Below are 24,917 nucleotides of genomic sequence, written 5' to 3'. Positions count from 1 at the left end.
AAAGAGTAAGGAAGAATATTCGTGGAGAAACACGCGACGTGTCTGGTAACCGGCTGCGCCGGTTTTGTCGGAAGCCATCTAGTGGAAGCATTGTTGCAACGCGGACACTACGTCATAGGGGTGGATAACTTCTTCTCTGGGTACCGCCAGAATATGGCGAATTTCGAAGAGCACCAGAGGTTCGTCTTCTATGAGGAGGACATTCGAGCTTCGCAGCTTTTAAAGCGTTTACGCGACGATCATCCTGAACTCTCAGTGCTATACCACCTCGCGGCAATTGTGAGTGTCCCGTATTCAGTGGAACATCCCGAAGAAACTCTCGAGGTCAACCTTAAGGCCTCCCGCAATCTGTACGAAGAAGCCCAAGCGCTCAATTTTGAGACATTCGTTTTCGCAGGGTCAGCAGCCGAGTATGGAGAGGCGGCTTCGGTGCCGATTCCCGAGAATGCGGCCACGCCTTATGTCGAACACGCGAGCCCGTATGGAGAGGCGAAGTATTTGATTTCGAAATGTATTGAAGAATCTTCCTTTGGTACATCCCTTCGGTTCTTTAATATCTATGGCCCGCGTCAGGACCCTTCTAGTCCATATAGCGGCGTCATCTCGAAGTTTTTAGACTGTAGTCTTGCTGGGGAGCCTATGACGGTGTTGGGCGACGGCAATCAGACCAGAGACTTTATCTATATTGAGGATGTCATCCGAGTGTATCTTGCAGTCGCAGGGCTTGGAGATGGAGACCTTTCTCCTGTTCCAGGCGTTTATAATGTTGCGACAGGCATGGGCATATCGATTTTAGAGCTTGCTGAGACGGTTGGGGCGTTGACCTCCAATACGAAGGGAGTGCTTTTTGGCCCGCCCCGCGCTGGGGATATTATGCATTCGGTTGCTGATATTACGCGGTTGGAAAAGGCAATAGGGCGTTTTGTCCGCTATTCTTTGGATGAAGGTCTTCGCCAGACCCTCCCTGCCTATGCGCGTGTGACGCCTGCTCCCGCGCCGGTATAACGAGGCATGAGCATGCGCAATCTTACCATCTAAAGAAGGCCGCCCGGCATTGCCGGGCGGCCTCTTTTTTGGACGATATTGCGCCTGCTAGAAATGTTTGATGATACTCGTCACCGCGCTGATCCCAGAAAGCAGGAAAATCAGCGGGCGGGTGAAGCGGCTGTCGATGTGGCGGGTTATAAGGGTGGACAGCAGGAAGCCGATGACCACCGCCGGCGCGAGGATGCAGGCGAGGAGGACTTCGTCGCGGCCGATTTTGCCGATGGAGACAAGGGCAATCTCGGCCATGATGATGGAAAGCAGGCCAACGCAGGCAAGGGTGCCGCGCAGGCGGGGGCCGGGTTCGTTTTGCAGGGCCAGGGCGAGGGGCGGTAGGCCAACGCCACTGATTGTGCCCATGAATCCGCCGATGATGCCGGCAGAAAAGAGCACGCGCCGGTTGGGCGGTACGGACAGTCCTGCAGCGCTGATGCCCACGGCGACGAGGATAAGCCCGCCCAGCAAGAGCGCCGTCTCCCGCGCGGGCAGCGAGGTCAGCAGGGCAGCGGCAAGGCCGGTGCCGAGAAGGTACCCCACCAAGGTTCGTTTGACGTTAGTGACGTTCACCGCGCTACGTTCCTTAAAGACCATCAGCGCGCACACGAGGCTGACGAGCAGCACCACGGGGCCGGGTAAAAACATGGGATCCACCATCACCAGCAAGGGGCCAATAAGCAGAGCGAGGCCAAATCCTGCCACACCCTGACTCAGTGCCCCAAACATCACTATGCAAAACGCCAGCAGGAGCTCCTGCGGCGCGAGTTCCAATCCAAACATATCTCTTCCGTCTTCTTTTTGAGGAGTTCATACAGCCCGCGCGGTGAGGCGCGGCGGACTCGAAGCCCTACGGGAGAAGTCAGGACGTTGCAACCTGTGGCGTACGGGATTTTCAAGCAGCAACGGGGCAGACACCTCCTTGCCGCGCAGTAACCCGTTGAGAGACTGAAAAGTTTATCAAGGGCGGCTCCCTCCTGGTGTTTGGGAACGCATTGACGAGGTGGGGCGATGGCGTGAACACCCGGGCTACACGCCTCCCCTTGTCTGGCGCTGCGGGAAGGGCGCGTGCGGCGTATGGGCGAAGGCTTGATCCTTTGCACCACGTTTCCACGGCAGGCGGCCCAGAGCAGTGGATGTGCCCGATCAAATGCGTGCTCATTTTCCTGTTGACAAGAGGCCGTGAGCAGCAGTAGTCAACTCAAAAGTTCAACGCATCAAACTTTATTCAGACACTCACACTCAAGGGCTTTCCAGACTCAGCGGAAGGCCAAAGCAATTTGGACCGAACCCGGAGGGGGTATGGATTCGCATACACACGATTTATCCCGCCACACTTCTGTTGAGAATGAAAGTCATACTCACGAAGGCAAGGCAGAATTGTTTCGCATTGCGCTGTCTACTGAACAGCGCCAGAAGTTTTTCGCCAACGAAGGCGTCGACCCGCTGACGCAGGCCTTTGACGCCAAGCTTGCCATCCATGCCGGATTTGGTGGGAGGCCTGTCCCGGAGGCAAGCCGAGCCGAGGTGCTCGCGGGGCTGTGGGCGCATCCGCGCAAAGGCAAGACCGCGGCTTACATTCACGTGCCGTTTTGTGAGACGCACTGCTTGTACTGCGGGTTTTACAACCGCGCGTACCGCTCGGGCGAGAGCGCGCGCTATACCGATGCGCTTTTGCGCGAGCTCGCCATCTGGCGCGAGGCCGCGCCCACGGACACGGCGCCCATCCATGCGGTGTACTTTGGCGGCGGCACCCCGACTGCGCTTGAAGCCCCGGACCTGCGGCGGCTGGTGCGCGGCGTGCGCGAGGCGCTCCCCCTTGCAAACGACTGCGAAATCACCGTGGAAGGGCGCATTCATAATTTCAGCCCCGAGAAAATGGACGCCTGCCTTGATGCCGGGGCGAATCGCTTTTCCCTTGGCGTGCAGACGTTCAATACCGAGCTGCGCCGCTCCATGCGCCGCATTGCGGACCGGGACACCATTATTGAGAGCCTCTCCCGCTTACGGGATCAGGATCAAGCCGCGGTTATTATAGACCTCATTTACGGTTTCCCCGGACAGTCTTTGAATGATTGGCGGAAGGATATTGAGCAGTTCCTTGCCCTCGATTTGCACGGAGTCGACCTTTACCAACTCAACGTATTCAGGGGCAGCCCACTCCATGACGCTATAGAAAAGGGCGATATGCCTCCTGCCGCAAACATCCCCCAGCAGGCCGCAATGTTTGTCGAGGGCGGGCGCATCATGCAGGAGGCCCACTACCGCAGGCTTTCGGCTAGCCACTGGGGGCGAGATACCAGAGAGCGCAACATCTACAATCATATGATGAAAGGCCCCTCGCATTGCTTGCCCTTTGGGCCAGGTGCGGGCGGGAATCTCTTTGGGCACTTCCATTTTGTGAAGAGCGATTATGAAGGCTGGCACGAGGCCATAGCCCGCGGGCAAAAGCCAATTGATATGCTGGTTGGCCCTTCCCCCAACGCGAAGCTGGACAAGACCCTCGCCGCCGCCTTTGAACTCTGCCGCGTGAATCTTGCCCGAATCGGCAAAGACTTCGGTTTACCCCTTGCCTCAATTGTTTCGCCTCTCACCGAGCAGTGGGAGCGGGCGGGACTGGTCAGCTGTCGTAATGGATGGCTGGAGCTGACCACCGCCGGAGAATTTTGGCAGGTGACCATGGCCCAGCTCATGATTGATTATCTTCATCTCTCTAGTGAAGAGGAGAAAGCTTCGTGACTCCCAATTTATCCCCATACCGTACCGCCTCCGCCGCGCCGTTTCGTGCGCTGCTGGTAACGGCGGGGCTGGTGTTGCTGTCCTGCGTGCCCGCCATGGCCGCGCAGGACGAGACCCCCACCGTCCAGCTGGAGGGTATGACCGTGACGGCCACCAAGGCTGAACGCGATCTCAAGGACGTCCCCGCGTCGGTCTCCGTGCTGACGCAGGAGGATATCCGCCGTTCACCGGCCAACACCGTGGGCGACCTGCTGCAGGATATCCCCGGCGTTGAAGTCTTTGACCAGTCTTTGGCTGGAGCCAAACGCATTATGATGCGCGGTGAAAGCGGTTCCCGCGTCCTTATCCTCATTGATGGCCAGAAGATATCAGAACAGAAAAGCATGGATGGCGCGGCGCTGCTCATCGGCGCAGACCGTATTGAACGCATCGAGGTCATCAAGGGCCCAGCGTCGGTGCTCTATGGCTCTGAGGCCATCGGCGGCGTGGTGAACATCATTACCAAAAAGGGCGGGGACCGGACCCTGCAGGGGGAATCGACCCTGACGTATGACTCGTCCACCGAGGGCGTTTCGTCGTACCTATCGTTGTTTGGCTCCTCCAAGGGCTTCAACTATCGCCTGTCCGGCACATGGACCGACCATGGCGACCGCCATACCGCCGATGACACCCTTGAGGATTCCGCCTTTATGAACCGGGACCTGAGTGCATTTCTCAGCTACGACTGGGACAAGGTGACCGTTGGCGGTGGCTATGAAAGCTATTGGAGCAACATTAATTCCGTGACGCCTGAAGGCACCGAGGATGACGTTCTTACGTTTTTTGATCTCGACGTACCTGTCTGGGAGCGTGACAAGGTGAACGCCTTTGTGGAAGCGCGGGACGTGACGGATTTTCTTGCTCGAGTGCGTCTGGACGGTTTTCACCAGTACAGCCGAAAGCTTATGCATAACAATATGGACCTGCATATTGCCATGGGTCCGGGTATGGCCATGGACCGCTCCATGCGCCAGACCACGGAAAACAAGCAGAATACCACGGGCTTCACTCTGCAGACGGACTGGACCCCGCATGAGGACCATTATCTTATTGCAGGCGTTGAAACCTTGTATGACTCCCTCGACGCCACCACGGACAATACCACCACGGTGGATTCGCCCATGCCGCCCCCTAGCGGGACACACACGGTGACCACCACCAACTATGAATACGACGCGACCATGCAGACCACCGCGGTCTTCCTGCAGGATGAGTGGGCGCTGCCGGCGGACTTCGCCCTCACCCTTGGCGCGCGGCAAACGTGGGTGACCTCCGAATTGGAAGACACCAACAACCCTGACCTTGACGAAAAAGACACCACGGATTCCCAGCCAGTGTTCAGTGCAGGGCTGACCTATGGCGGGTTTCAAGACCTCGCGCTGCGCGCCCAGTTCTCGCAGGGATACAAAGCGCCGAACCTGCAGCAGCTGTACATAGGCACGGTGCATGGTGGCTCTCAGCCCACTTACCCGAATCCGGACCTCTCCCCCGAGACATCCAATAACTATGAAGTCGGCGCGCGCTATTCCGACGGCGCATTGATGGTGGATGTTGCGGCCTTCCTGTCCGAAGCCGAGGACTATATCACGACCACCTCTGTTACCGGCGGTCAGCAATTTGATAACGTGGATGAAGCCGAAACCTATGGCGTGGAGTTCGAAACGTCCTATAGCATTGCAGCATGGCACCTGACGCCGTACGCGCAGGGGACATGGATGAAGCGCGAGTTCACCTCCGGCGGCTCGTCCACCTTCAAGACCGGGCACCCCGAGTTCAGCGGACGCCTTGGCGTGCGGTATGACCGGGACTTTACGGAACGTGGTCTACGTCTGTACGGCGATCTGTACGCACGCGGGGCCGTTGAGGCCAAGGAGGAACTTTCCTCCGGCGACGTGAATACCTACGCCCCGTGGGAAACCCTCAATCTGTCCATGGGCTGCGCCTTTGGCGAAGAGCGTCAGCATTTCGTGAATGTCAGCCTGAACAACATCTTTGACCGCAAATACTCCATGGCCTCGTCCTCCATCGACGAAGCCGGGATGAATGCCGTGGTGAAGATTGGCACGTCCTTTTAGTTGAAATTGAGAATCAAAACCAATACACCCATCCGTAGGCCGGGTTGTACGACCCGGTCTACGGAGGTGACACGCATATGAACACACATCCACCCGATACAACCAAACACTACTGGGAAGTCCGCGAGCTTGTGGTCATCGGCATTTTTGCGGCCATTACCAAGGTATCAAGCCTACTCGTGGCCCTTGCTGGTGGGGGGATGAACCCGCTCTCCCTCATGCTGAAGAATGTGGTGTTTACGGCCCTCATCATCGTTTTGCTTTTCAAGGTCCGCAAGTTCGGCGCACTGACGCTTTTTATGGTGGTGGGGGCGGTGTTCTCCATGTTGCTCATGGGGGGCGGTTTTTTCCTGCTGCCGGTGATGCTGCTGGCCGGTCTTATGGCAGAAGGGTGCATTGTTCTTTTGGGCGGCTACGGACGCAATAGGAATATCGTCCTTGGCGTTGCGATTTATGACATTGTGTCCAAACTTCTCGCCGTTGGCGTGTCCTACCTCTATGTCCGGGAGCAACCGCAGATGCTGATTGTGACGGGCATTATGGTGGGCATTGGCTATGTTGGCGCCATTGCCGGATTGTTTGTTGGAACCGCCTTTGTGAAGGAGCTGCGCCATGCAGGTATCGTCCGCGCCTAGCGCTGGCCCGCACCACTCCGTCGTCCACAGTTTGGACACCCGCACCAAGATGGGGCTGAGCCTTGTCGCTTCCGTTGCTGTGCTCGTGCTGAGCGATCCCGTCTCCCTTGGGCTTCTTGTTGCGGCGAGTACGCTCTATGCCCTCGCGCTTCGCCGGTATACCGCTGTAGCCATCTGCTATGGCCTTTTCATCGTGCTCAGCGTTATGGCGTACGGCTTTATTATGGGAATGCACTGGTTGTGGCCCAAGATTCCGGCGGCGGAACCGGCCAAGATGGTGATCCCTTTTATGCGCTCGCTCGTTATGGCCAATGTGGTCATGGGGCTGGCGCTCTCGTCCCGGGTTCAGAGCATTCTGACTGCACTGAAAAGCCTGCGCCTGCCGTATTGCATTTCCATCCCCACAGCGGTGATGATTCGTTTTATTCCGTCCTTCCTGACGGACATGAAGCAGATTGCCGAAACTATGCGAACGCGCGGGCACCGGCTGACGCCGCTTTTACTCATCACCCGTCCGCGCATGACTCTGCGCCTCATCCTCACGCCCATGCTGTTTCGCGCGCTGCGTACTTCGGACGAGCTCGCCATTGCGGCAGAGCTGAAAGGCCTTGGCACCCGGCGGCGCATCACGCCGTACAAAACATCCCACTTTTCCCGGCGCGACGGCATTGCCGCTGTTCTCGCCGCGCTGCTTCTTGGTGCGGGCGTGGTCCTGCATGTTGCCGTGGGCAGCCCCTCTGGAGCCATGTTCTGATGATACGACTGAGCAATGTTACCTACACGTATCCGTTTCAGGCCGCGCCTGCCCTGCGCGGTGTGTCCCTGCACGTTCGCCCTGGCGAGGCCGTGCTGTGCACAGGGGCCAGTGGCTGTGGCAAGTCCACGCTTATACGCGTTGTGAATGGTCTGTGCCCGCATTCTTTTCAGGGGACGCTTTCAGGCTCCGTCACTGTTGCCGGAGAGGACAACCTCTCGCGTCAGCTCCACCGCATCTCGCAGGACGTGGGCACCTTGTTTCAGGATCCGGAGCAGCAGTTCTTTGCCCTGAACGTTGAGGACGAAATAGCCTTTGCCCACGAGTGGCAGGGCGTCGCGCCTGAGGACGTGCGCCGCCGCATTGATGCGGCAACGCAGGAATTTGACATCACGCACCTTCGTGATGCGTCGGTGCATGATCTTTCCGAGGGGCAAAAGCAAAAGGTCGCCCTTGCCTCCATCATGTCCCTTGGACCGCGGATTTTGATTTTGGACGAGCCCACGGCAAACCTTGACCCGGAGTCGACCCGCGCTCTTGCAGAGAAGATTGCGCGCCTCAAGGCAGCGGGCATGGCGATCCTTATCGTTGACCACCGTTTGTATTGGTTGGAAGGCGTGGCTGACCGCGTAGCCATCATGCAGGACGGAACCATCGCTGCGGAGTGCCCGTTTGAGGCGCTCAGTGATGATCTTGTCTCCCGCTATGGCCTGCGCCGCGCGAAGGTGGCGGATACGCGGGAAGCGCTTGCGGACGCGAGTACAGGCGAACCGTTCGTCTGCGCGGAGGGACTGCACTTCGCCTACCGCAATGGCCCTGAGCTGTACGGCGGTTGCTCCCTCGCCATGCCGCGCGGGGTGACGGGCATCCTCGGGGACAACGGCGTTGGCAAGACCACCCTTGCCCGCTTGATGACAGGCCTTAGCGCCGCGAAAGCAGGGCGGATCACCATTGGCGGGACGCCGTGTGCCGCGCGCGACGTGTTGGCCCGCGCGAGTATTGTTCTCCAGAACACCGATCATCAGCTCCATATGAACACCGTATGGGCGGAACTGGATATCTCCGCGCAGGATATCCCCAAAGCCGAACGCCGCCGCCTCATCGAGGACCTTTTGCGGCGCTTTAACATTACCCATTTGAAGGACCGGCATCCCCAGTCCTTGTCCGGCGGGGAGAAACAGCGCCTTGTCATCGCCTGTGGCATGGCCAGCCGTCCGGATATCCTTATCCTTGACGAACCCACAAGTGGCCTTGACGGTGAGAATATGCGGCTCATTGCCGACGCCGTTACGGCCGCGTCGCGCGGTGGTGTGTGCGTTATGCTCATCAGCCATGACCTCGAACTGCTGGGTGACGTATGCGATTACGCCCTCCGTTTGCCCCTTGCCGCGCCAAAATCAACACCGACCACCACTCAGGAGACCTGCTATGTTTAACGCCTCCGTCTCGGACGACACGCGGCGGCAGATTCACGACGCCGTTGCCGAAAACCCAAGCATCATGCTCCACGAGCTGGCTCAGACTTACGGCCTCAGCGAGGCCGAGGCCTGCACGGCCCTGCCGCTGGAGATGCGCACCTTTGCCCCGGCAGAGCGCTTTGAAGACGTGTGGAAGGCCATGACGACATGGGAACGCACCACGTTCATCCTCTCTGGCCCCTCGGCTATTGCCGAGGTGAAAGGAAAGCTCCCCAAGGGCTTTTTCGGGCATGGGTTCTTTAATCTTATGGAAAAGGACAACCCTCTGGGCGGGCATCTGCGGGTAGATGAGCTTGCGGCCATCTGCTTTTTGACCAAGCCATTCTTTGGGCTGGAGAGCTTGTCCGTGCAATTTTTCGACACAGAGGGCCGTCCGATGTTCGCGGTGTACGCCGGGCGCGAAAAGCGGGAGATTCTTCCCAGCGTCAAGGACGCCTATATGTCCCTGCGTGAGGAGGTGTGCCAATGAAATCCCTCGTCGTGTATTCATCGCTGACCGGGAACACCGAGCGCGTGGCCCGCGCCGTCTACGAAGCGCTTCCCGAGCCGAAGACCATTGCCCCCGTGGCTGATGCTCCTGACCCTGCTGGGTTCGACTTTGTGGCTATCGGCTACTGGGTGGACAAAGGTATGCCGGATTCCCGCGCGCAAAAGTTTATGGCGACGGTGCAGGGCGCCCATGTGGGGCTCTTTGGTACCCTTGGCGCGGAGCCGGATTCCGATCACGCCAAGGAGTGCATCCGCAAGGGGGAGGAACTGATGGCCGGGAATACCGTCCATGGTTCATTCCTCTGCCAAGGGCGCATTGACCCAAAAATCATCGAAGCCATGCAGAAAATGGCGGCGGACGTGCACCCCATGACGCCGGAGCGCATAGCCCGCATCAAGGAAGCCGAGAAGCACCCAGACGAACAAGACCTTGCCAATGCGCGCGAGGCCTTTGCCGGCATTATCCAAAGCGCCAAGGAGGCCATGGCCCATGCGTGAGATGACCGCCGAAGAGATGCGCCTTATCCTCGACCGCTGCAACTGGGCGACGATTTGTACCTGCTCCGAAAGCGGCGCGCCCTATGCTGTGGAGGCGACGCCGTACCGTGACGGGGATGACTATTGCTTTATGATCAATCCGCGCGGCGGAACATGGACGAATGTGCAGGCAAACCCCAACGTGCTGCTCAAGTTTACCCTGACCAGCCGGAATCTGTCTTGGTGGGCTGGCGTATCCTGCCATGGAACGGGGGCCTTTGAGCATGACCCGCAGGCTATACGGGACGGCTTTGCCGCCCTTGGCGAGATTATGGGGCAGGACTACAGCGCGGCGGGGGAGCGTTTAGCCGCAACGCCGGAGCGTTCCCCGCTCTTTCGCGTGCGCCTTTCGGATATTACAGGCCGGTGCAGCGCCGCGGAAGGTGAAACCCTGACGGGGAGCACGCTGGACGCGGCGGCAAACGGGTAAAACCCTTTTCCTATGAATACAAACAGGCTCGCGAAGCAGAGTTCTTCGCGAGCCTGTTTGCGCCTGAAGCCGGGCGGGGATGACGCTGGTCAAAAAGGGTGCTGGTTTTGTACTCTTGGGGCGGCGGTTTAGGTGTCGCCCTCGCGCTTCCCCGGGTGCGGGTCCTGCGCCATGATGCGGGCGTATTCGTCCTGCCAGTGCTCCCACGGCAGACCGCTGCGCTCAATGTACAGGACAAATTGCCCCAGCCGTTTGATGACGGCGGCGTCCACGGCGTGTTCCACCTTGCAGGCGACGGCGTCGGCGTGGCCCGGCTCAAGCTGCAGGACGCGGTGGAAAAATTCATTCAGGATGAAATGCCGGTGCGCGATGTCCCGCGCGATGACCGCGCCGCTTTCCGTCAGCCGGACAAGGCTGTACGGCTCGTATTCAATAAGCCCCCGCGCGGCAAGGCCCTTCAGGGCGCTGGTGACCGAGGAGCGCGACACGCCAAGATCGTCGGCGATATCCCGCGAGCGGGCCGCGCCGAGGGTTTCCTCCAGCTTGAAGATGGATTCCAAATAATCCTCCTGCGTGGAGGTTAGTACTGGCGCATTCTCGGACAAGGCAGGCTCCTTTGGCTTTGCGGCGGACGGATTCACGGCCCGGAAAGCGGGCGCTCAACAGAAGAACTTGGAAGCAGGCCACATGAACGACACCACGCAGCACTCCCCCTCTGATGTGTCCATATCGACACTTTTCCCGTTTTTCAAACCCTATACGCCCCGGCTTGTCGCTGGAGCGGCCTCAAGTGTTGTCGCTCGGGTGTGCGATCTTGCGCCGCTGGCCATCGTCGGGCCGGTGATGGATAGTGCCGTGCAGGGCACGGGAACCCCCGCCAGCTTTGCCATGTACGCGCTGTTGATCCTTTCGGCTTTTGGCGGAATGGCGGTCTTTCAAAGCTGGAGTGACTATCTCCTTGGGAGCATGGCACAGAAAATTCGCCATGACCTGAGAATGCACCTTTTCGAGCACGTCCAGAGCTTGGATATGGGACGGCTTGAAACGCGCCGCAGAGGGGACATCCTGTCCATCATCTCCGTGGATGTGGATTCTCTGGAGAGCTTTTTCGCGCAGACCACGGTGAATATGGTGCGCATCGTGGTGGCCTTTACCGGGACCTTTGGCTATTTGGCGTGGCTGAATTGGCGGCTGGCGCTACTTCTTGCCGCGCCGCTTCCGTTGGCGCTTCTTGCCGTCAGGATATTCTCCACGCGCGTGCGCCCTAAGTATATGCAATCGCGTCTGGCCATCGGGGCGTTCAATAGCATTTTGGAAAACAGCCTGCACGGTCTGCCCATTCTGCAGGCCTACAACGCCGAGCGTCACGAAGCCGAGCGTCTGCGCAGCGAGTCCGCCCGCTACCGCGATACCGCCATCTCCGCGGCGCGGACTCGGGCGTGGTTTATCCCTGTGGTGTACCTTGTGGCGGGCTTGTCCTACGCCAGCCTCATCGGCGCAGGCGGCTGGATGACGACCCTTGAGGGCGGCCCGAGCATTGGCGATTATACAACCTTTGTCCTCATGGCCATGCGCCTTATTGTGCCGGTCTTCGGCCTTGGCTTCATCGTGAATCAAATCCAGCGGGCGCGCGCGGCGGCAACGCGCATAGCGGACCTGCTGGAGACGCGCCCAGCTATCAAAGATAGCGCGGACAGCGTGCCCCTCGTTGGCGTTCCGGAATGTGTGGAACTGCTGGACGTGAGCTTTGCCTATCCGGAACGCGGCGAGGCACTGAGTAGGGTGAGCCTCACGGTGAAGAAAGGCGAAATGCTGGGTATTGCCGGTGCCACGGGCGCGGGAAAAAGTACGCTTATCAAACTGCTCCTTAGGTTCCACGACCCGAAGAGCGGAGAAATACGCATCAACGGCATGCCCCTCACATCCCTGACGCTGGCGTCTGTGCGCCAGCATGTTGGCTACGTCTCGCAGGATCCCTTCATCTTCCACGGCACCATCGCCGAGAACCTCCGCCTCGGCTCGCCGGATGCCGATATGGCGGCTATCGAGAATGCCGCGCGTCTTGCCGGAGCGGACGAGTTTATCGAAACACTGCCAAACGGCCTCGATGAAATAATCGGCGACAGCGGCCAGCGCCTGTCCGGCGGACAACGCCAACGCCTCTCCCTCGCCAGAGCCCTCCTCAGAAACCCCGCCATCCTCATCCTCGACGAAGCCACCTCCGCCGTGGACGTCATCACCGAACGCCTCATCCAAGACCGCATCGAACACCTCCGCCCAGACCGCATCACCATCACCATAGCCCACCGCCTCTCCACCATCCGCACCGCCGACCACATCGTGGTCATGAGCGGCGGATGCGTTGCGGAACAAGGACGCTTCGAAGAACTGGTGGGCAGAGGTGGGGCGTTCGGGGATTTGTGGGCCGCGCAAGGGTGATGGGGAGAGCTCATAGCAGGCGGGGGCTAGGGATTTTTACCTTTGAATTCGAGAAAAGGAGTGGTAACGAGGGCACTCATAGAGAGATTCATATGTATTGATTACATAATACGACCCTGCAACCTCCTCAGAAAAGCACGATGAAAAAAGCACTCATTACTGGAATCACCGGTCAGGACGGGGCCTACCTCGCTGAATTTTTGCTGCGCAAGGGATACGAAGTCCATGGCATCAAGCGCCGCGCCTCGCTGTTTAATACGGACCGGGTCGATCACCTCTACCAAGATCCCCACAACGGAGAGCGCAATTTCTTTCTCCACTATGGGGACCTCGCCGATTCCAGCAATCTCATCCGCATCATGCAGGAAGTGCAGCCCGACGAGGTGTATAACCTTGCGGCGCAGAGCCACGTCCAGGTCTCGTTTGAGTCGCCGGAGTATACCGCCGATGTCGACGCGCTGGGCACGCTCCGTTTGCTTGAGGCCATCCGTATTACAGGCCTCGCAGAGACAGCTCGCTTCTATCAGGCCTCCACGTCTGAGCTCTTCGGCCTCGTGCAGGAAGTCCCGCAAACGGAGAAAACTCCGTTTTACCCCCGCTCCCCGTACGCTTGCGCTAAGCTCTACTCCTATTGGATTACGGTGAACTACCGCGAAGCCTACGGCATGTATGCATGCAACGGCATCCTGTTCAATCACGAATCCCCCATACGCGGCGAAACCTTTGTCACGCGAAAAATCACCCGCGCCCTGTCCAGAATCATGCTGGGCCTGCAGGACTGCCTCTACCTCGGCAACCTCGACGCAAAGCGCGACTGGGGCCACGCACGGGACTATGTCGAAATGCAGTGGCTCATGCTCCAGCAAGATCAGCCCGACGACTTCGTCATCGCCACAGGCCGCCAATTCTCTGTGCGAGACTTCGTAAACGCCGCAGCAGCCGAGGTTGGCTTGACGCTTGATTGGCAGGGAAGCGGTGTCGAAGAGATTGGCATTGTTGCCGAAGTCGATACCGCCCAGCTTAGCCACGCCGCTGGCGGCCGCAACGGCCTCGATTGCCCCGTGAAGCCCGGCGACACCCTCATCCGCGTCGACCCCCGCTACTTCCGCCCCACAGAGGTGGAAACCCTACTTGGAGACCCCGCCAAGGCCCAGAAGCAACTTGGGTGGACACCGAAGACCAGATTTGAGGACATGGTTGCCGAAATGGCGCGGGAGGATTTGGCGCTGAGTATGCGCGATGCGGTGTGCAAGGTGGCGGGGTTTAAGGTGTTTGGGCATGGAGAGTAGCGTTTTGAGCTTCATCGTCGTTTGATGTGGAATTGACCGACCTCAAACTGAAGAAATTTTTGCTTTAGGCTCGGCCTTACCTAGCCCTGGAAAGTTATGAGCCAAGGTCTTGATACCAAGCATACGCCAACTAAATACCGACCTGGAGGTCGGTGCCGATCGGGGAGCGCTGTATCCGTGTCCCAAATGCGGAGCCGCGTGCAAGGCTCATGACTTCAGGGAATTCACGTGGCGGCCTCTCAATTTCTTCCAGCATCACTGTTATCACCAAAGCCGTTGATGACGTCAGAAAGCTAGAGGCGAGGCAGTCAATGTTCCGGACCACACCCGCTAAGCCGTGCTCAAGGGCGCCGAGACAACGCACGCAGAATCAGGAGAGCGTTTTCCTGGAGTTCGTCGAGCAGAATTTCGCTACCGCCAAGTGGCGCATCCCCCATTTTCTCAAGCATGCTAACGAGTACGCTGTGAACTGCCCGCTAGTGGAACCTGTGCGCGGAGCATTGGCCTGCTTTGAGAGGCACTTGCCACGAATCCTTCATCGTTGAAATTTCTTGCACACCAATGCGCGCCCCGAAGGGTTCAATGGCCTGATCCAAGCAGAGAGGGGCAGAGTCTGGGATACCGGAACGTGGAAAATTTTATCACAATGGTCTACCTGATTGCGGCCCCGATTCAGGAAGTCGTGGCCTTATGAATTTCACGTCAAACGACGAAGGACCCCAAAAGTATGTCTGATTCTCAACGCTTTGTTCTTAATACCCGCACTCCCGATTCGGCGGGCGCACTTGTATGCATTCAATCGTTAGGCCGGTTGCTAAATGAATCCGGCCGCTCTGTTACTTTTGGCGACTGGGATAATTATAATCAATATGATGTCGTCATTTTTATGGCTCACGATGCTGAAATTGATAAGGTTCGCTCGCAGAATCCGGATATCAAGATCGGGATTGCGGACCCTAAACCATCAGACACCAAGTCTCCACAACAAGCAGATTTCTTACTTGTAAGCTCTATTGAACAGCGGGAAGTCTTCCTTAAATACAATCCAAATATTTTTGTCTACTATATGTTTCCTGATTTTTCTGCAGAAAGAGTTGTTCATACAAATAAAGGATTTGTCACCCTAGCATATCATGGCAATAAGGTTCATCTTGATTGTTTCCAGTACCATTTGACGCCTGTTCTGAACGAATTGGGGAAAAGGCACACAATACGGCTTAAAGCCATTTACAACGTCGAAAGATTGGGTTTGTGGAGTCATGGACGGCCTGATCCGGATCTCTGCCCAGTAGATGACCTACAGTGGTATCCTGACTGTTATGTTAATTATTTATCTGATATTGATATCGGTATAGTGCCGCAAATGTCTCCGTTTCCTGTATCTATGCATGCAGCAAAGCTCTTTCCGCTGCATTACAAAAGGTGGTTGCTTTCCCCTCTCGACCACATGAGCTACTACAAGTCATCTGCCAATCCGGGGCGTATTTTTGTTTTCGGAATGTTCGGTATACCTGTTGTGTCCGAAGCGATCCCGTCTACAAGCTCGCTGTTTCACGATAATATCAACGGGCTTCAGGTTCTTACGAAAGAAGGATGGTATGATGCGTTAAACCGCCTGATTTCATCAGCACATATGCGAGCTGAGCTGGGAGAACGCTTATATGAACAGGTTGTGTCAAGGTATTCAAAAGAGCAGACTTTCCAGCGGTTTCTCAGCTTTCTGCAACAGCCGTTGCAACAAGCAATCCCTGATTTACAGCTTTCTATTAGGCGTAACAGTGACGCTCTGTTTCATGATTTTGTAAACAAAGTAAAAAGAAAGTTCTTTAATTAGTATGCAGGAGTTGAGCTGATGAACTGGGGCGACGTATCTGCTCGGAAATTTAACACATGATTTTGAATTCATATCTGGCGCTTTTGACGGATGTGCTGGGAAAGATTAAAAAAAAGCTTCATTCCCATATCGTTAGGGAAAGCTTGCTGACAGGTGTTGTTCAGGTCGCGAGGGCTTTCGTTGCACTATTGCTAACTGCATTTCTTTCACGACATCTTTCCCAAGAGGTATTTGGCCAATATCAGTTGATTTTGTCATATCTCGGTGTGGCGACGATCTTTAACCTGCCAGGTATGTCTACCGCTCTCCAGCGGGCAATATTGAATGATGCTGATGCGTTTATCAATAAATCGCTTTCAATTTCTTTGGCCACAAGTGTCGCCGGTGCTTTGGGACTTTTTGTAGTTGGGCAGGTGATTAATTCGTATAATGCCGAGCTCGGGTTTGCATTAACCGTAACAGCTATATTGCTGCCTATTGGCGGTCTGGATAAATTTGACACCATTTTGCTGGGACGGCAAAGGTTTATTGCCTCTCGGGTCATCGCTCTTGGAAATGGTTTGCTTCAGATGGCATTAATAGGTTGTACTGCATGGCTTACTAAAGATTTGCAGTGCATTCTTGTGGCCTTCTTTGTCTCCCGCATTCTATCAGTCTTGATAGGATGGTTATTTGCCAGAAAACTTCGGCATAGCCGTTCTGCAGACCCTGCTTTCATGAAAGAGCTGATTACTCAGGGGTGGAAACTTTCGCTGCTTGGAGTGCTTGGTCAGTGTCTAAACTATGTCGATCAGATCATTATTGGTTCGCTAGATCCTTCAGCTTTGGCCTTGTTCCATATCGGCGGTTTATTGCCAAGGCGGATACGTGAACAGTTGAAAGGGATTTTGGTTGTCCCAATCTGTTGCTGGGCTACAGAGTCCGCCGCTTCAAATATTCGTAAAATCAAAGACAATGCTATAAATTTATTTCTGATTGGTATTGCCTTGGTTGTCGGGCTTTATTTTGTATTGCCATATTGTATCCCCATGCTGTTTTCAGAGAAGTATACGGAAGCAATATGGATTGGACAATGGCTCTCGCTCATCCTTGTTCTCAATCCTTTTACGGTTGTGGTCTGGAGTTATGACCAGTATCAGAGTAATGGAATGCACTATGCTAAGCAGATAACATTTGTCAGAGTGTTTACTCTGGGACTGCAATTTGTTGTTATCCCAATTTATCATCTTGAAGGGGCTGTTGCCTGTATGCTGGCCAGAGAGACCGTTTCGTTCGCATTGGCTGTATGGCTATTGCGGCATTATCTAAACTCTACAACGTCAAAGATTAACTAAAATGTTCGCAACTCTTGGACGAAAAGTTATAGGCCGCCTTCGCCGGCGCAGGTTTATTCAGCATTTGACAGGCGGTTTTGAAGATTTGAATCGCAAAGCGCTGATATACTATAAGACAGATCCCTACTGGGATCCTTGGGCTATAAGCGAGTACTCACATACGAACAACTGGGAGATAGTTCAGCTCCAGCGAATTCTGAATAGACTGGGCTTTTCTGTTGATGTGATTGATAGAAATTGCGAGGGGTTTGTTCCAAGAAACGACTATTCGCTTTTTATGGGGCTTGGGGCAGGTAATTCGGGTAAGCACTTTTCACGAATCGCGGAGGCTCTCCCCGATGCGGTGAAGATCATGCTTGCAATGGGGCCAGCTCCAGACTTGTCCAACGAACTGGTGGTGAATCAATATGCGCGCTTTGCCCAAAGAACAGGGATTGATGCTCCACCGATGAGGACCGTTGAGCATGTGATTGGTGACGAGTTCGCCAGAATCATGGATCATACAGATTATGTATTTGCTTTTGGCGAGGCCCACTGTTTTTCCGCCAAAACATATATTCCTTTCGGCAAGCCTGTACTTCCGTTATATCCTGCCATAAGCCCGCAGGTGGGTTTTGAAATTGATTGGATGAAAAGCAGAAAACTCAATAATTTCTTGTGCTTTGCTGGAAATGGTTTCATCTGCAAAGGTGTCGATTTGTTGGTAGAGGCTTTTTCGCAAATGCCCGATATGAATTTGACTATTTGCGGGCCAAAAACAGAGCAATCCTTCTTCACAGCGTATAAAGAAGTAATTGCGGACTCACCGAATATCTCTTTTGCAGGTTTTGTCACGGTTGGTACTCCACTGTTTCGTGAGTTATGCGCACAGAATGCCTATGTTATTTTTCATCCAAGTAAAGAAGCGTGCGCAACATCAGTCGCAACGTGTATGCGGGGTGGCCTGGTGCCCGTGCTTAACTATGAAGCGGGTATTGATATAAAGGATTATGGCTATTTGATTGAAGGGGGAGATGATCCGTTATCCGCAATCTGTGACGCCGTAACATGGGCGTCAAATTTGGACAGAGATCAGTACGTTGCCCGTTCTCTACGCACATTTGCGGATTCTCAAAAATACAGTCAAGAAAGTTTTACAACTTCTATGACCAAGAACCTTGTTCAAGTAGTTGAAGATAATTTTCATAGGTTTTCACGAGGATAACACAATGCTACGCCGTATAGCTCTTTTGTTGAAAAAGAAGTTGGTCAATGTTGCGGGTTCTAAGCCTGATCTGCTTTCAATTCCGGACGATGTCAGCTTTGCCGCTATAGATGGCACTCCTGTCACTGCTGGCGGTTATGTTTTTTCCGAATTCGGGATAAATTCACGGAAAAATTCGATTTTAGGTATTTCGCAATGCCGATCTTCGGTCATTAAAATTCAAATTAAAGAGGAGCCGAATAAGGCAAATACTCTTGAGCAGGAAGCGCAGTTCCTTGCCGAACTAAACGCCGCAGACTGCATTTCAGCCCCGCGGCTTTTGAGCACTGGTTCTCTTGCGCCAAGCGAAGTGCCCTTTGCCTCGTTCGGACTAGAGCGCAAACAGGAAAGCGAACGGTATTCGTACATTATTATGCAGTATATACCGTCTGCTTCAACTGTTTCAATTGCAGATGTTCTCCTCGCAATTGTTGAACAGCAAAAGCTGGGCTACTTCCACGGTGATATTAAGCCTAATAACGTGCGCTTCGATCCTGAACAGAAAATATGTATATTGATAGACTACGATCAGAGCCAAAGGCTGACTCAAGAGCAGCGTGATATGACGCCTCATGAATTTCTTCTTTGGGCCATGGGGCAAACATTCCGCGATTCAAGTTCCAAGGTTAAAATTGATGCTTTGCACGATGAACGGAAAAGGAACGCGTATTTTAATGGGAATGCGTTCAGGATTGATTCCACCACTCTTTATAAAGAACAAATGACGACAAACAGCGAAAGCGGCGTGTACCATTCGTTTGCGACGCCGGATGTTTTTGCTGACGGTTCTCGTATTCTTGGCACAAGAGAACAATGGCTTAAAAAAATAGCAGTGACCCCAGATGAAAAAGTACTAGATGTAGGCTGCAATGGCGGTGTTGTATCTTTCTATATGCATGATCGTGGAGCCTCTGTGACCGGAATTGACGTCGATCAGTGTATTGTTACGGCAGCGCAAATCTTAGCTAATATTTTTAATAAAAACGTTTCATTTTCAGCGCTTAATCTTGATGATGCCGAAACGCTTCCGGAATACGATACGGTTTTGTTATTTTCGGTTATTCATCATACAGAAAAGCTTGAGCGAAACTGTTCCCTCCTTGCAACACGGTGCAATCGAATACTCATAGAATGTCGTCTTGTGGAAAAGGGCAAGGGTCCTCGGGGTAAACACTGGAAAGATACTTCAGAGTGGAACTTCGAATCTATCGAAGACCTACAGAAAGGTCTCGAAAATCTATTTGCTCCCCACAAGGTGGTTCGCACCTTTGGCCCCGGAGATAAAGGGAGGTTCCTTTTTGAGCTTATAAAGGACTAGTTGTGGTTTGGGGAGCGTTTGAATGGTCGAGGGGAGAGGTTTCCCGCCCGGATAAAACGCATCTCGCACCGTCTCCCCAACAACACCAGCAGCATAAGAAGGCCTCCTAAAATAAGGGGAGGACTACCGGATCAAAATAGTGGAAAGATGACTTTTATGAAATACGCAGTAGAGTCTGAAATTCAGAGTGATATATACGGAACATACGAGGCCTTTGCCGGTGAGCAGGGACAAGTTAGTCCTCCAACTGTTTCTATTATAATGTCTGTGTATAACGGAGAAAAATTTTTAGCCAATTCTATTAAGTCTATTCTGGCGCAGTCTTTTCCTGATTTTGAGTTGTGGGTTGCCAATGATGGCTCTCAAGACGACTCTTTGTCTGTGCTTAAGCATTTCGCGAGGATAGATGCCCGGGTTCGGTATGTTAATCAGGATAATATAGGGCTTACAAAGAGTTTGAATCGTATGTTGCGGTTGATATCAGGTAAGTACATTGCTCGACTGGATGCAGATGATTTGTGGTTTCCGGAAAAGCTGGCCTTGCAAGTTAGCAGAATGGAACAGAATGCAGCGCTTGGTGTTCTAGGTACCGGAGCCATCTATATTGATGCTGCGGGTATGAATACAGGGGTTGTGAAAACCATAACCGGTGAAAGAATAGTCAGGCGTACTCTTGCATGCTATAATCCTATTCTCCATTCCTCTGTCATAATGCGTGCGAAGGTTGTTTTAGTGAATGGTGGATATGACGATCGGTATGACTGCGCACAGGATTATGATCTATGGTTACGTATGGCGCACTCATGGGCATTGGATAACCTTTCGCAACCTTTATGTGCCCGGCGGATTACCTCTGGTATGATTTCTTGTACTCGCTTGCGCCGTCAGCGTTTTTTGGCATTGAGGTCAAAGTTTGCCCATCGTTCTTGGAAATTCGGGGGCAAATGTTTTTGGCTGTACTGTTTGAAGGATCTGCTGGTGGTCTTGTTGCCTGAATATTTTGTGGCCCGGTTGAAGCAACTGAAGCAGGTCCGTACAGCGGGCAGTACATCCACGAGTTAGGTGTGAAGGTTCTTCTTATTTCATCACGGGCAGACTGGGGCGGCGGGCCTGAGCATGTGTATCAGCTTGTTCAAAATTTACCCAGTCAAATTGTTCCGTATGTAGCCTGTCCTTTGGATGACACTCCATATGCTGCACTTTTTGCCCTAAAGCTGGGAGCACACCGTGTCGTGCATATTCCGCACAGGAAGTTCACACTGGGCGCATTGCTCCATCTTTTGAGTTTTTGCAGAGCGGAACGCATAGAATTACTGCATTCTCATGGTGCTGGCGGGGGAGGGTATTCTCGTTTGCTTTCGCGCCTGCTTCGAATTCCTGTTGTTCATACCTATCATGGGATTCACGTCAAAAGCATGCGCCCAGTGAAGAAATGGCTCAGAGTTGCTCTTGAGTTTATTTTGGGTAAAGCGACAACAGTAGGAATTGCTGTTTCCCCTTCAGAAGCTGCATTAATCAAGAAGTATAATTTGATAGATGCCGATCGTATTAGTCTTATTGAGAACGGAGTGGTTATTCCGGATGAAAGTGTGGTTTTATCTAGTTCTGCTCCTCATCGCATTATTCATATTACCCGCTTTGATCCCATTAAGAACACGCTATTTATCTCTGACGTGTTAAAAAGTTTGCAGGAATTGGGCCGAAATGAAGAGTTTGTTTTTGAACTCCTCGGTGATGGAGAAGAGAGGAAAAGGCTGCATGCTGCTTTGAGATTGGGAGGTTTTGATGACCAGGTGGTTTTTCATGGTTTTCAAAAATTCCCAGATAGTTTCTTTACAGGTGCTCTTTGCTACTTTTCTTGCTCCCTTCGTGAAGGAATGCCTTTGAGTGTTCTTGAGGCTCAAGCTGCAGGACTTCCCGTTGTCGTTTCGGATGTGGAAGGAAACAATGATCTTGTTAATCATGAAACTACTGGGTTGTTGTTTAGTATAGACAACGCGGATTCTGCCGCCAGACAGTTGTGTCGCTTAGCAGACAATTCGTTATTGGCGAGTTCATGTGCAGAACGTGCAAGGGCAAACGTGGAAACTAACCACTCTGTACAGAAAATGGCAAAGTGTGTCGCTTTGATATATAAGAAAGCGATGTTGTAAAGCGAGGGTAGTGTGGGAAAGCTAATATCTCTGTTAGATAAAATTCCAGTTAGTATTGATGTGTTATTAGATGTCATGCTATGGTTGCACAATACTAGCTATGCAATGGCAAGCAGGCTTGCCGTTCGTTCTGAGGGGATGCATCCAAAGCTGAGGATTCAGCAATACTACTTATGGTTTTGCTCTCATCTTAATGGCAGTGTGGACGTGCTGGATATTGGTTGTGGAAAAGGGTTTCTTGCTAAGCAAATGGCGTCTGTCGCCCGTAGCGTGACAGCTGTGGATATTGTTGAAAGCAACGTACAAGAAGCGATGAAGCTTCATAGTCGTGACAACATTACTTATATCCATGCCGATGCAACCGACAAATCGATTTTTAACAGACGATATGATGTGGTTGTATTGTCAAATGTGTTGGAGCACATTGAATCCCGTGTTTCTTTTTTGTTGAGTGTAAAAGAGCTGATGTGCCCTGACGGTTATATTTTGTTGCGTGTGCCGATGTTTGATCGCGATTGGATTACCCCTTTTAAAAAAGAGCGTGGTCTGGAGTGGCGGTTGGACCCTACCCATTACACTGAGTATACAATGGCAGACTTGCAAAAGGAGATGCGAACAGCTGGACTTGAAATGAGTGCTGTTAGCGTCACCTTTGGAGAATGCTATGGCGTGGTACGTGCAAAATGAAGAAGTTAACGCTTGCATTGTTTTTCACTAGAGGCGTATCACTACACCAATGGGTTGCCCAGGGGCTGTTTACAAGGGAAAAGGCACTTTATGAGCGTTTACTAGCAGAAGGCGAAGCAACAAAAATCATTTTCATTACTTACGGACCAGATGATTCACGGTTGGCAAAAGAGTTGAAATCGGCAGGGGCGCTTTCCGTTGGCATTGATGTCATATCTCTTCCGTGTTGGTTAGACTGTAAGCTTGGGAAATTTTTATGGTCCTTCGTTAGTCCTTTTTTTATGCGAAAACAGTTCTCTAGTGTTGACGTTGTAAAAACGAACCAAATGGACGGTGCTTGGGCCGCTGTATTGAGCAGCTGGCTGTATCGTAAGCCGCTATACGCGAGAACAGGTTATTCGTGGTCTTTGTTCGAAACAGGAACCGGCTTTGTAGGCCGGGCACGGCGTAGGATTGCCGCCCTCTGTGAAAGATTTGTTTATAGAAATTGTACAGTGGCTGCAGTAAGTAGTGAGCACGACAGGGTTTTTTTTCTGCATAAATATCCCTTTCTTGCATCACGTCTTTATTCGTTGCCAAATTATATTGACTGCAGTTTGTTTAATAATGAATCTAACGTAGAGCGTCGAGATAGAGTGATCTTTGTTGGCCGTCTGAATCCGCAAAAAAATTTGCTAGAAGCTATCAAGGCGATTTGTAAGTCAGGAGTAGGCTTAGATATTGTGGGTTCTGGAGAACTTGAAGGCGAATTGCGAGCATTTGTAAATAAACGTAGCGCTGATGTGACGTTCATTGGTAACACAAGTAATTGTGATATGCCCTTTCTCCTCCGACAGTATCGCTATTTTTTACTTCCATCGCTTTACGAGGGTATGCCAAAGGCCTTGCTGGAAGCAATGGCCTGTGGTTGTATTTGTATAGGTACCAATGTCCAGGGTATAAATGAAGTTTTGATAGACGGAGAGAATGGAATTCTTGCGGATGGGGTTAACGCTGATGCAATTAGCGATGCTTTAAGTCGCGCACAGTTAGCTGCAGATTCAATGGGAGCTGCTGCATCAGAATATATAAGGCATAAATATTCGCTTAATTCTGTTGTTCGTCGGGACTGTAGTATTTTACGCTCTATTGCGACGTTGCATGAATAATACAATCTGCGAGAGTCCAGGATTTCCGCACCGTTAGTCGCCTTCACTGGCCGGCAAAACGGTAATCCTGCTACAGAGTTGGGGACACGGAGTTAAGCCACTATCCTGACGAAATCAGGAGACGTGGCTCAAAACTCGCATGGTAGTCTTTCCGTTTTTAGGAGGCTTGGAAAAGGGAGGTTACCTTGCAACGAGGTTGAGTGGTTCTTCCGCAAGTCGAAAATCAGTCCTCCTTAGTTTTGCCGCTAACTGTTTCGAACAAAAGGGACCACTTCTGTATAATGTGTCCTACTCTTTCCCCTTTGGCATGTTGCTTGTTTGCTTTTAGGATAGCGTCAACACCCCTTAGACATATGAGAACGCTTGAGATAATCTCCGTAGATTCTTTTTGCTTATGCGCGACCAACACTTCGCTTAATGCTCTTTTAATCAGCTAAAATGCATGAAGGTCTTGGATATTATGCAATTCTTTGATCATGAAAAAAAACAGATAATTTACGTAAAGAAAGCTGCCTCAAAGGAATATTGGGATGAACTCTGGGGGGGTAAGTTTGATTTAGAAAAAATCGTTCCAAGCCCTTTAACGTCTTGGGTGGTACAGCAGACAAAAAAACACATTACTGCTGGAAGAGTTCTTGAGGCAGGTTGCGGGCGTAGCCAAAATGTTTATTCCCTTCACCGTGCTGGATATGATGTCGTGGGCGTCGATTTTGCTCCAAAAGTTGTTAGCTATGTTAAAAAACACAGCCCAAATCTTGATGTACGCCATGCAGATGTCCGGAAACTCCCTTTTGCAGATGAAGCATTTGATGTCTATTGGTCGATAGGGGTTATCGAACATTTTATAGAGGGGTACGATAAAATCATAACTGAAATGGATAGAGTACTTACCCAAGGAGGGTACGCTTTCATTACTTTTCCAGCAATGAACAGATTGAGGCGTCTTAAGGCTCGGCTTGGAAAATATCCCGAAGTATCAAAGGCCACTAAGGAACAGCTAGATAATTTCTATCAATTTGCTTTAGAACCAAACGATGTGATCACAATTCTTAAAAATCACTCCTACTCTATCGTTGAAAAATTTTACTTTGATGGTACAAAAGGGATTAAGGATGAAATTCCTCTTTTGGGCAGCATGTTGCAAGTAATTTATGATGGCAAAAAAGGATGGCGCTATATCAAAAAAGCAATTGATTACACGTGCTCTCGACATGCAGGACATTGTATATGCTTGATTGCTAAAAAGCATAAGTAAAAT

At 52.6% G+C, this 24,917-nt stretch carries 22 protein-coding genes and 1 pseudogene; 21 read left to right on the top strand and 2 right to left on the bottom strand.

Going from position 1 to position 24,917, the window contains the following annotated elements; all coding sequences use genetic code 11:
- Positions 1-21 precede the first annotated feature (21 nt).
- The gene (locus ACI3L3_RS16625; RefSeq protein ID WP_404846283.1) at positions 22-1,005 is read left to right on the top strand and encodes an NAD-dependent epimerase/dehydratase family protein; all 984 of its coding nucleotides are present in this window, start codon (positions 22-24) and stop codon (positions 1,003-1,005) included.
- An 87-nt stretch (positions 1,006-1,092) separates the two neighbouring features.
- On the opposite strand, the gene ACI3L3_RS16620 is transcribed toward ACI3L3_RS16625, so the two are convergent.
- Complete coding sequence (locus ACI3L3_RS16620) at positions 1,093-1,821, bottom strand: sulfite exporter TauE/SafE family protein (RefSeq protein ID WP_404846282.1); 729 nt, start codon at positions 1,819-1,821, stop codon at positions 1,093-1,095.
- A gap of 519 nt (positions 1,822-2,340) precedes the next feature.
- Here ACI3L3_RS16620 and hutW point away from each other — a divergent pair.
- The 8 genes from hutW to ACI3L3_RS16580 all read left to right on the top strand — a co-directional run bounded on the left by hutW (position 2,341) and on the right by ACI3L3_RS16580 (position 10,214).
- Positions 2,341-3,777, top strand: coding sequence for a heme anaerobic degradation radical SAM methyltransferase ChuW/HutW (gene hutW, locus ACI3L3_RS16615; protein WP_404846281.1), 1,437 nt, complete (start codon positions 2,341-2,343; stop codon positions 3,775-3,777).
- Positions 3,774-5,891: a TonB-dependent receptor plug domain-containing protein gene (locus ACI3L3_RS16610; protein ID WP_404846280.1), complete on the top strand. Its 2,118-nt coding sequence runs from the start codon at positions 3,774-3,776 to the stop codon at positions 5,889-5,891. The genes hutW and ACI3L3_RS16610 overlap by 4 nt, the downstream gene beginning before the upstream one ends.
- 77 nt (positions 5,892-5,968) lie before the next feature.
- Positions 5,969-6,526 carry an MptD family putative ECF transporter S component gene (locus ACI3L3_RS16605; protein ID WP_404846279.1) on the top strand — a complete coding sequence of 186 codons (558 nt, stop codon included), beginning with the start codon at positions 5,969-5,971 and terminating at the stop codon, positions 6,524-6,526.
- Positions 6,504-7,280 (top strand): energy-coupling factor transporter transmembrane component T family protein, encoded by a 777-nt coding sequence (locus ACI3L3_RS16600; RefSeq protein WP_404846278.1) that lies wholly within the window; start codon positions 6,504-6,506, stop codon positions 7,278-7,280. Before ACI3L3_RS16605 ends, ACI3L3_RS16600 begins: the two co-directional genes overlap by 23 nt.
- Positions 7,280-8,716 carry an ABC transporter ATP-binding protein gene (locus tag ACI3L3_RS16595; protein WP_404846277.1) on the top strand — a complete coding sequence of 479 codons (1,437 nt, stop codon included), beginning with the start codon at positions 7,280-7,282 and terminating at the stop codon, positions 8,714-8,716. Before ACI3L3_RS16600 ends, ACI3L3_RS16595 begins: the two co-directional genes overlap by 1 nt.
- Positions 8,709-9,227, top strand: coding sequence for a heme utilization cystosolic carrier protein HutX (hutX, locus tag ACI3L3_RS16590; protein WP_404846276.1), 519 nt, complete (start codon positions 8,709-8,711; stop codon positions 9,225-9,227). Before ACI3L3_RS16595 ends, hutX begins: the two co-directional genes overlap by 8 nt.
- Complete coding sequence (locus tag ACI3L3_RS16585; protein WP_404846275.1) at positions 9,224-9,745, top strand: flavodoxin family protein; 522 nt, start codon at positions 9,224-9,226, stop codon at positions 9,743-9,745. The genes hutX and ACI3L3_RS16585 overlap by 4 nt, the downstream gene beginning before the upstream one ends.
- Entirely contained in the window at positions 9,738-10,214 is a 477-nt protein-coding gene (locus ACI3L3_RS16580) for a pyridoxamine 5'-phosphate oxidase family protein (RefSeq protein ID WP_404846274.1), read from the top strand. The genes ACI3L3_RS16585 and ACI3L3_RS16580 overlap by 8 nt, the downstream gene beginning before the upstream one ends.
- Before the next feature lie 128 nt (positions 10,215-10,342).
- Here ACI3L3_RS16580 and ACI3L3_RS16575 read toward each other — a convergent pair whose 3' ends face one another.
- On the bottom strand, positions 10,343-10,819 hold the full coding sequence (locus ACI3L3_RS16575) for a metal-dependent transcriptional regulator (protein ID WP_404846273.1): 477 nt from the start codon (positions 10,817-10,819) through the stop codon (positions 10,343-10,345).
- An 82-nt stretch (positions 10,820-10,901) separates the two neighbouring features.
- Between ACI3L3_RS16575 and ACI3L3_RS16570 the strand changes: the two genes are divergently transcribed.
- From ACI3L3_RS16570 to ACI3L3_RS16515, 12 genes and pseudogenes are all read left to right on the top strand, one after another.
- Positions 10,902-12,653, top strand: coding sequence for an ABC transporter ATP-binding protein (locus ACI3L3_RS16570; RefSeq protein WP_404846272.1), 1,752 nt, complete (start codon positions 10,902-10,904; stop codon positions 12,651-12,653).
- A gap of 140 nt (positions 12,654-12,793) precedes the next feature.
- Entirely contained in the window at positions 12,794-13,942 is a 1,149-nt protein-coding gene (gmd, locus tag ACI3L3_RS16565) for a GDP-mannose 4,6-dehydratase (RefSeq protein ID WP_404846271.1), read from the top strand.
- A gap of 96 nt (positions 13,943-14,038) precedes the next feature.
- A pseudogene (locus ACI3L3_RS16560) lies at positions 14,039-14,636 on the top strand (transposase).
- Between the two features lie 33 nt (positions 14,637-14,669).
- Positions 14,670-15,776 (top strand): glycosyltransferase, encoded by a 1,107-nt coding sequence (locus tag ACI3L3_RS16555; protein WP_404846270.1) that lies wholly within the window; start codon positions 14,670-14,672, stop codon positions 15,774-15,776.
- Between the two features lie 56 nt (positions 15,777-15,832).
- Positions 15,833-17,110 (top strand): oligosaccharide flippase family protein, encoded by a 1,278-nt coding sequence (locus ACI3L3_RS16550; RefSeq protein WP_404846269.1) that lies wholly within the window; start codon positions 15,833-15,835, stop codon positions 17,108-17,110.
- A 1-nt stretch (position 17,111) separates the two neighbouring features.
- The gene (locus ACI3L3_RS16545) at positions 17,112-18,314 is read left to right on the top strand and encodes a hypothetical protein (protein WP_404846268.1); all 1,203 of its coding nucleotides are present in this window, start codon (positions 17,112-17,114) and stop codon (positions 18,312-18,314) included.
- 4 nt (positions 18,315-18,318) lie between these two features.
- Positions 18,319-19,671 (top strand): methyltransferase, encoded by a 1,353-nt coding sequence (locus ACI3L3_RS16540; protein WP_404846267.1) that lies wholly within the window; start codon positions 18,319-18,321, stop codon positions 19,669-19,671.
- A gap of 156 nt (positions 19,672-19,827) precedes the next feature.
- Positions 19,828-20,733 (top strand): glycosyltransferase family 2 protein, encoded by a 906-nt coding sequence (locus ACI3L3_RS16535; RefSeq protein WP_404846266.1) that lies wholly within the window; start codon positions 19,828-19,830, stop codon positions 20,731-20,733.
- 2 nt (positions 20,734-20,735) lie between these two features.
- Entirely contained in the window at positions 20,736-21,824 is a 1,089-nt protein-coding gene (locus ACI3L3_RS16530) for a glycosyltransferase family 4 protein (RefSeq protein ID WP_404846265.1), read from the top strand.
- 12 nt (positions 21,825-21,836) lie between these two features.
- Positions 21,837-22,511: a class I SAM-dependent methyltransferase gene (locus tag ACI3L3_RS16525; RefSeq protein WP_404846264.1), complete on the top strand. Its 675-nt coding sequence runs from the start codon at positions 21,837-21,839 to the stop codon at positions 22,509-22,511.
- Entirely contained in the window at positions 22,508-23,659 is a 1,152-nt protein-coding gene (locus ACI3L3_RS16520) for a glycosyltransferase family 4 protein (protein WP_404846263.1), read from the top strand. Before ACI3L3_RS16525 ends, ACI3L3_RS16520 begins: the two co-directional genes overlap by 4 nt.
- 460 nt (positions 23,660-24,119) lie before the next feature.
- Complete coding sequence (locus ACI3L3_RS16515) at positions 24,120-24,914, top strand: class I SAM-dependent methyltransferase (RefSeq protein ID WP_404846262.1); 795 nt, start codon at positions 24,120-24,122, stop codon at positions 24,912-24,914.
- Positions 24,915-24,917: the final 3 nt, after the last annotated feature.

The sequence above is a fragment of the Desulfobaculum sp. SPO524 genome, from assembly GCF_044987625.1.
Classification (GTDB): Bacteria; Desulfobacterota; Desulfovibrionia; order Desulfovibrionales; family Desulfovibrionaceae; genus Desulfobaculum.
Note: the sequence above shows the minus strand (reverse complement) of the source record. Positions and strands in the feature narration are given on the sequence as shown.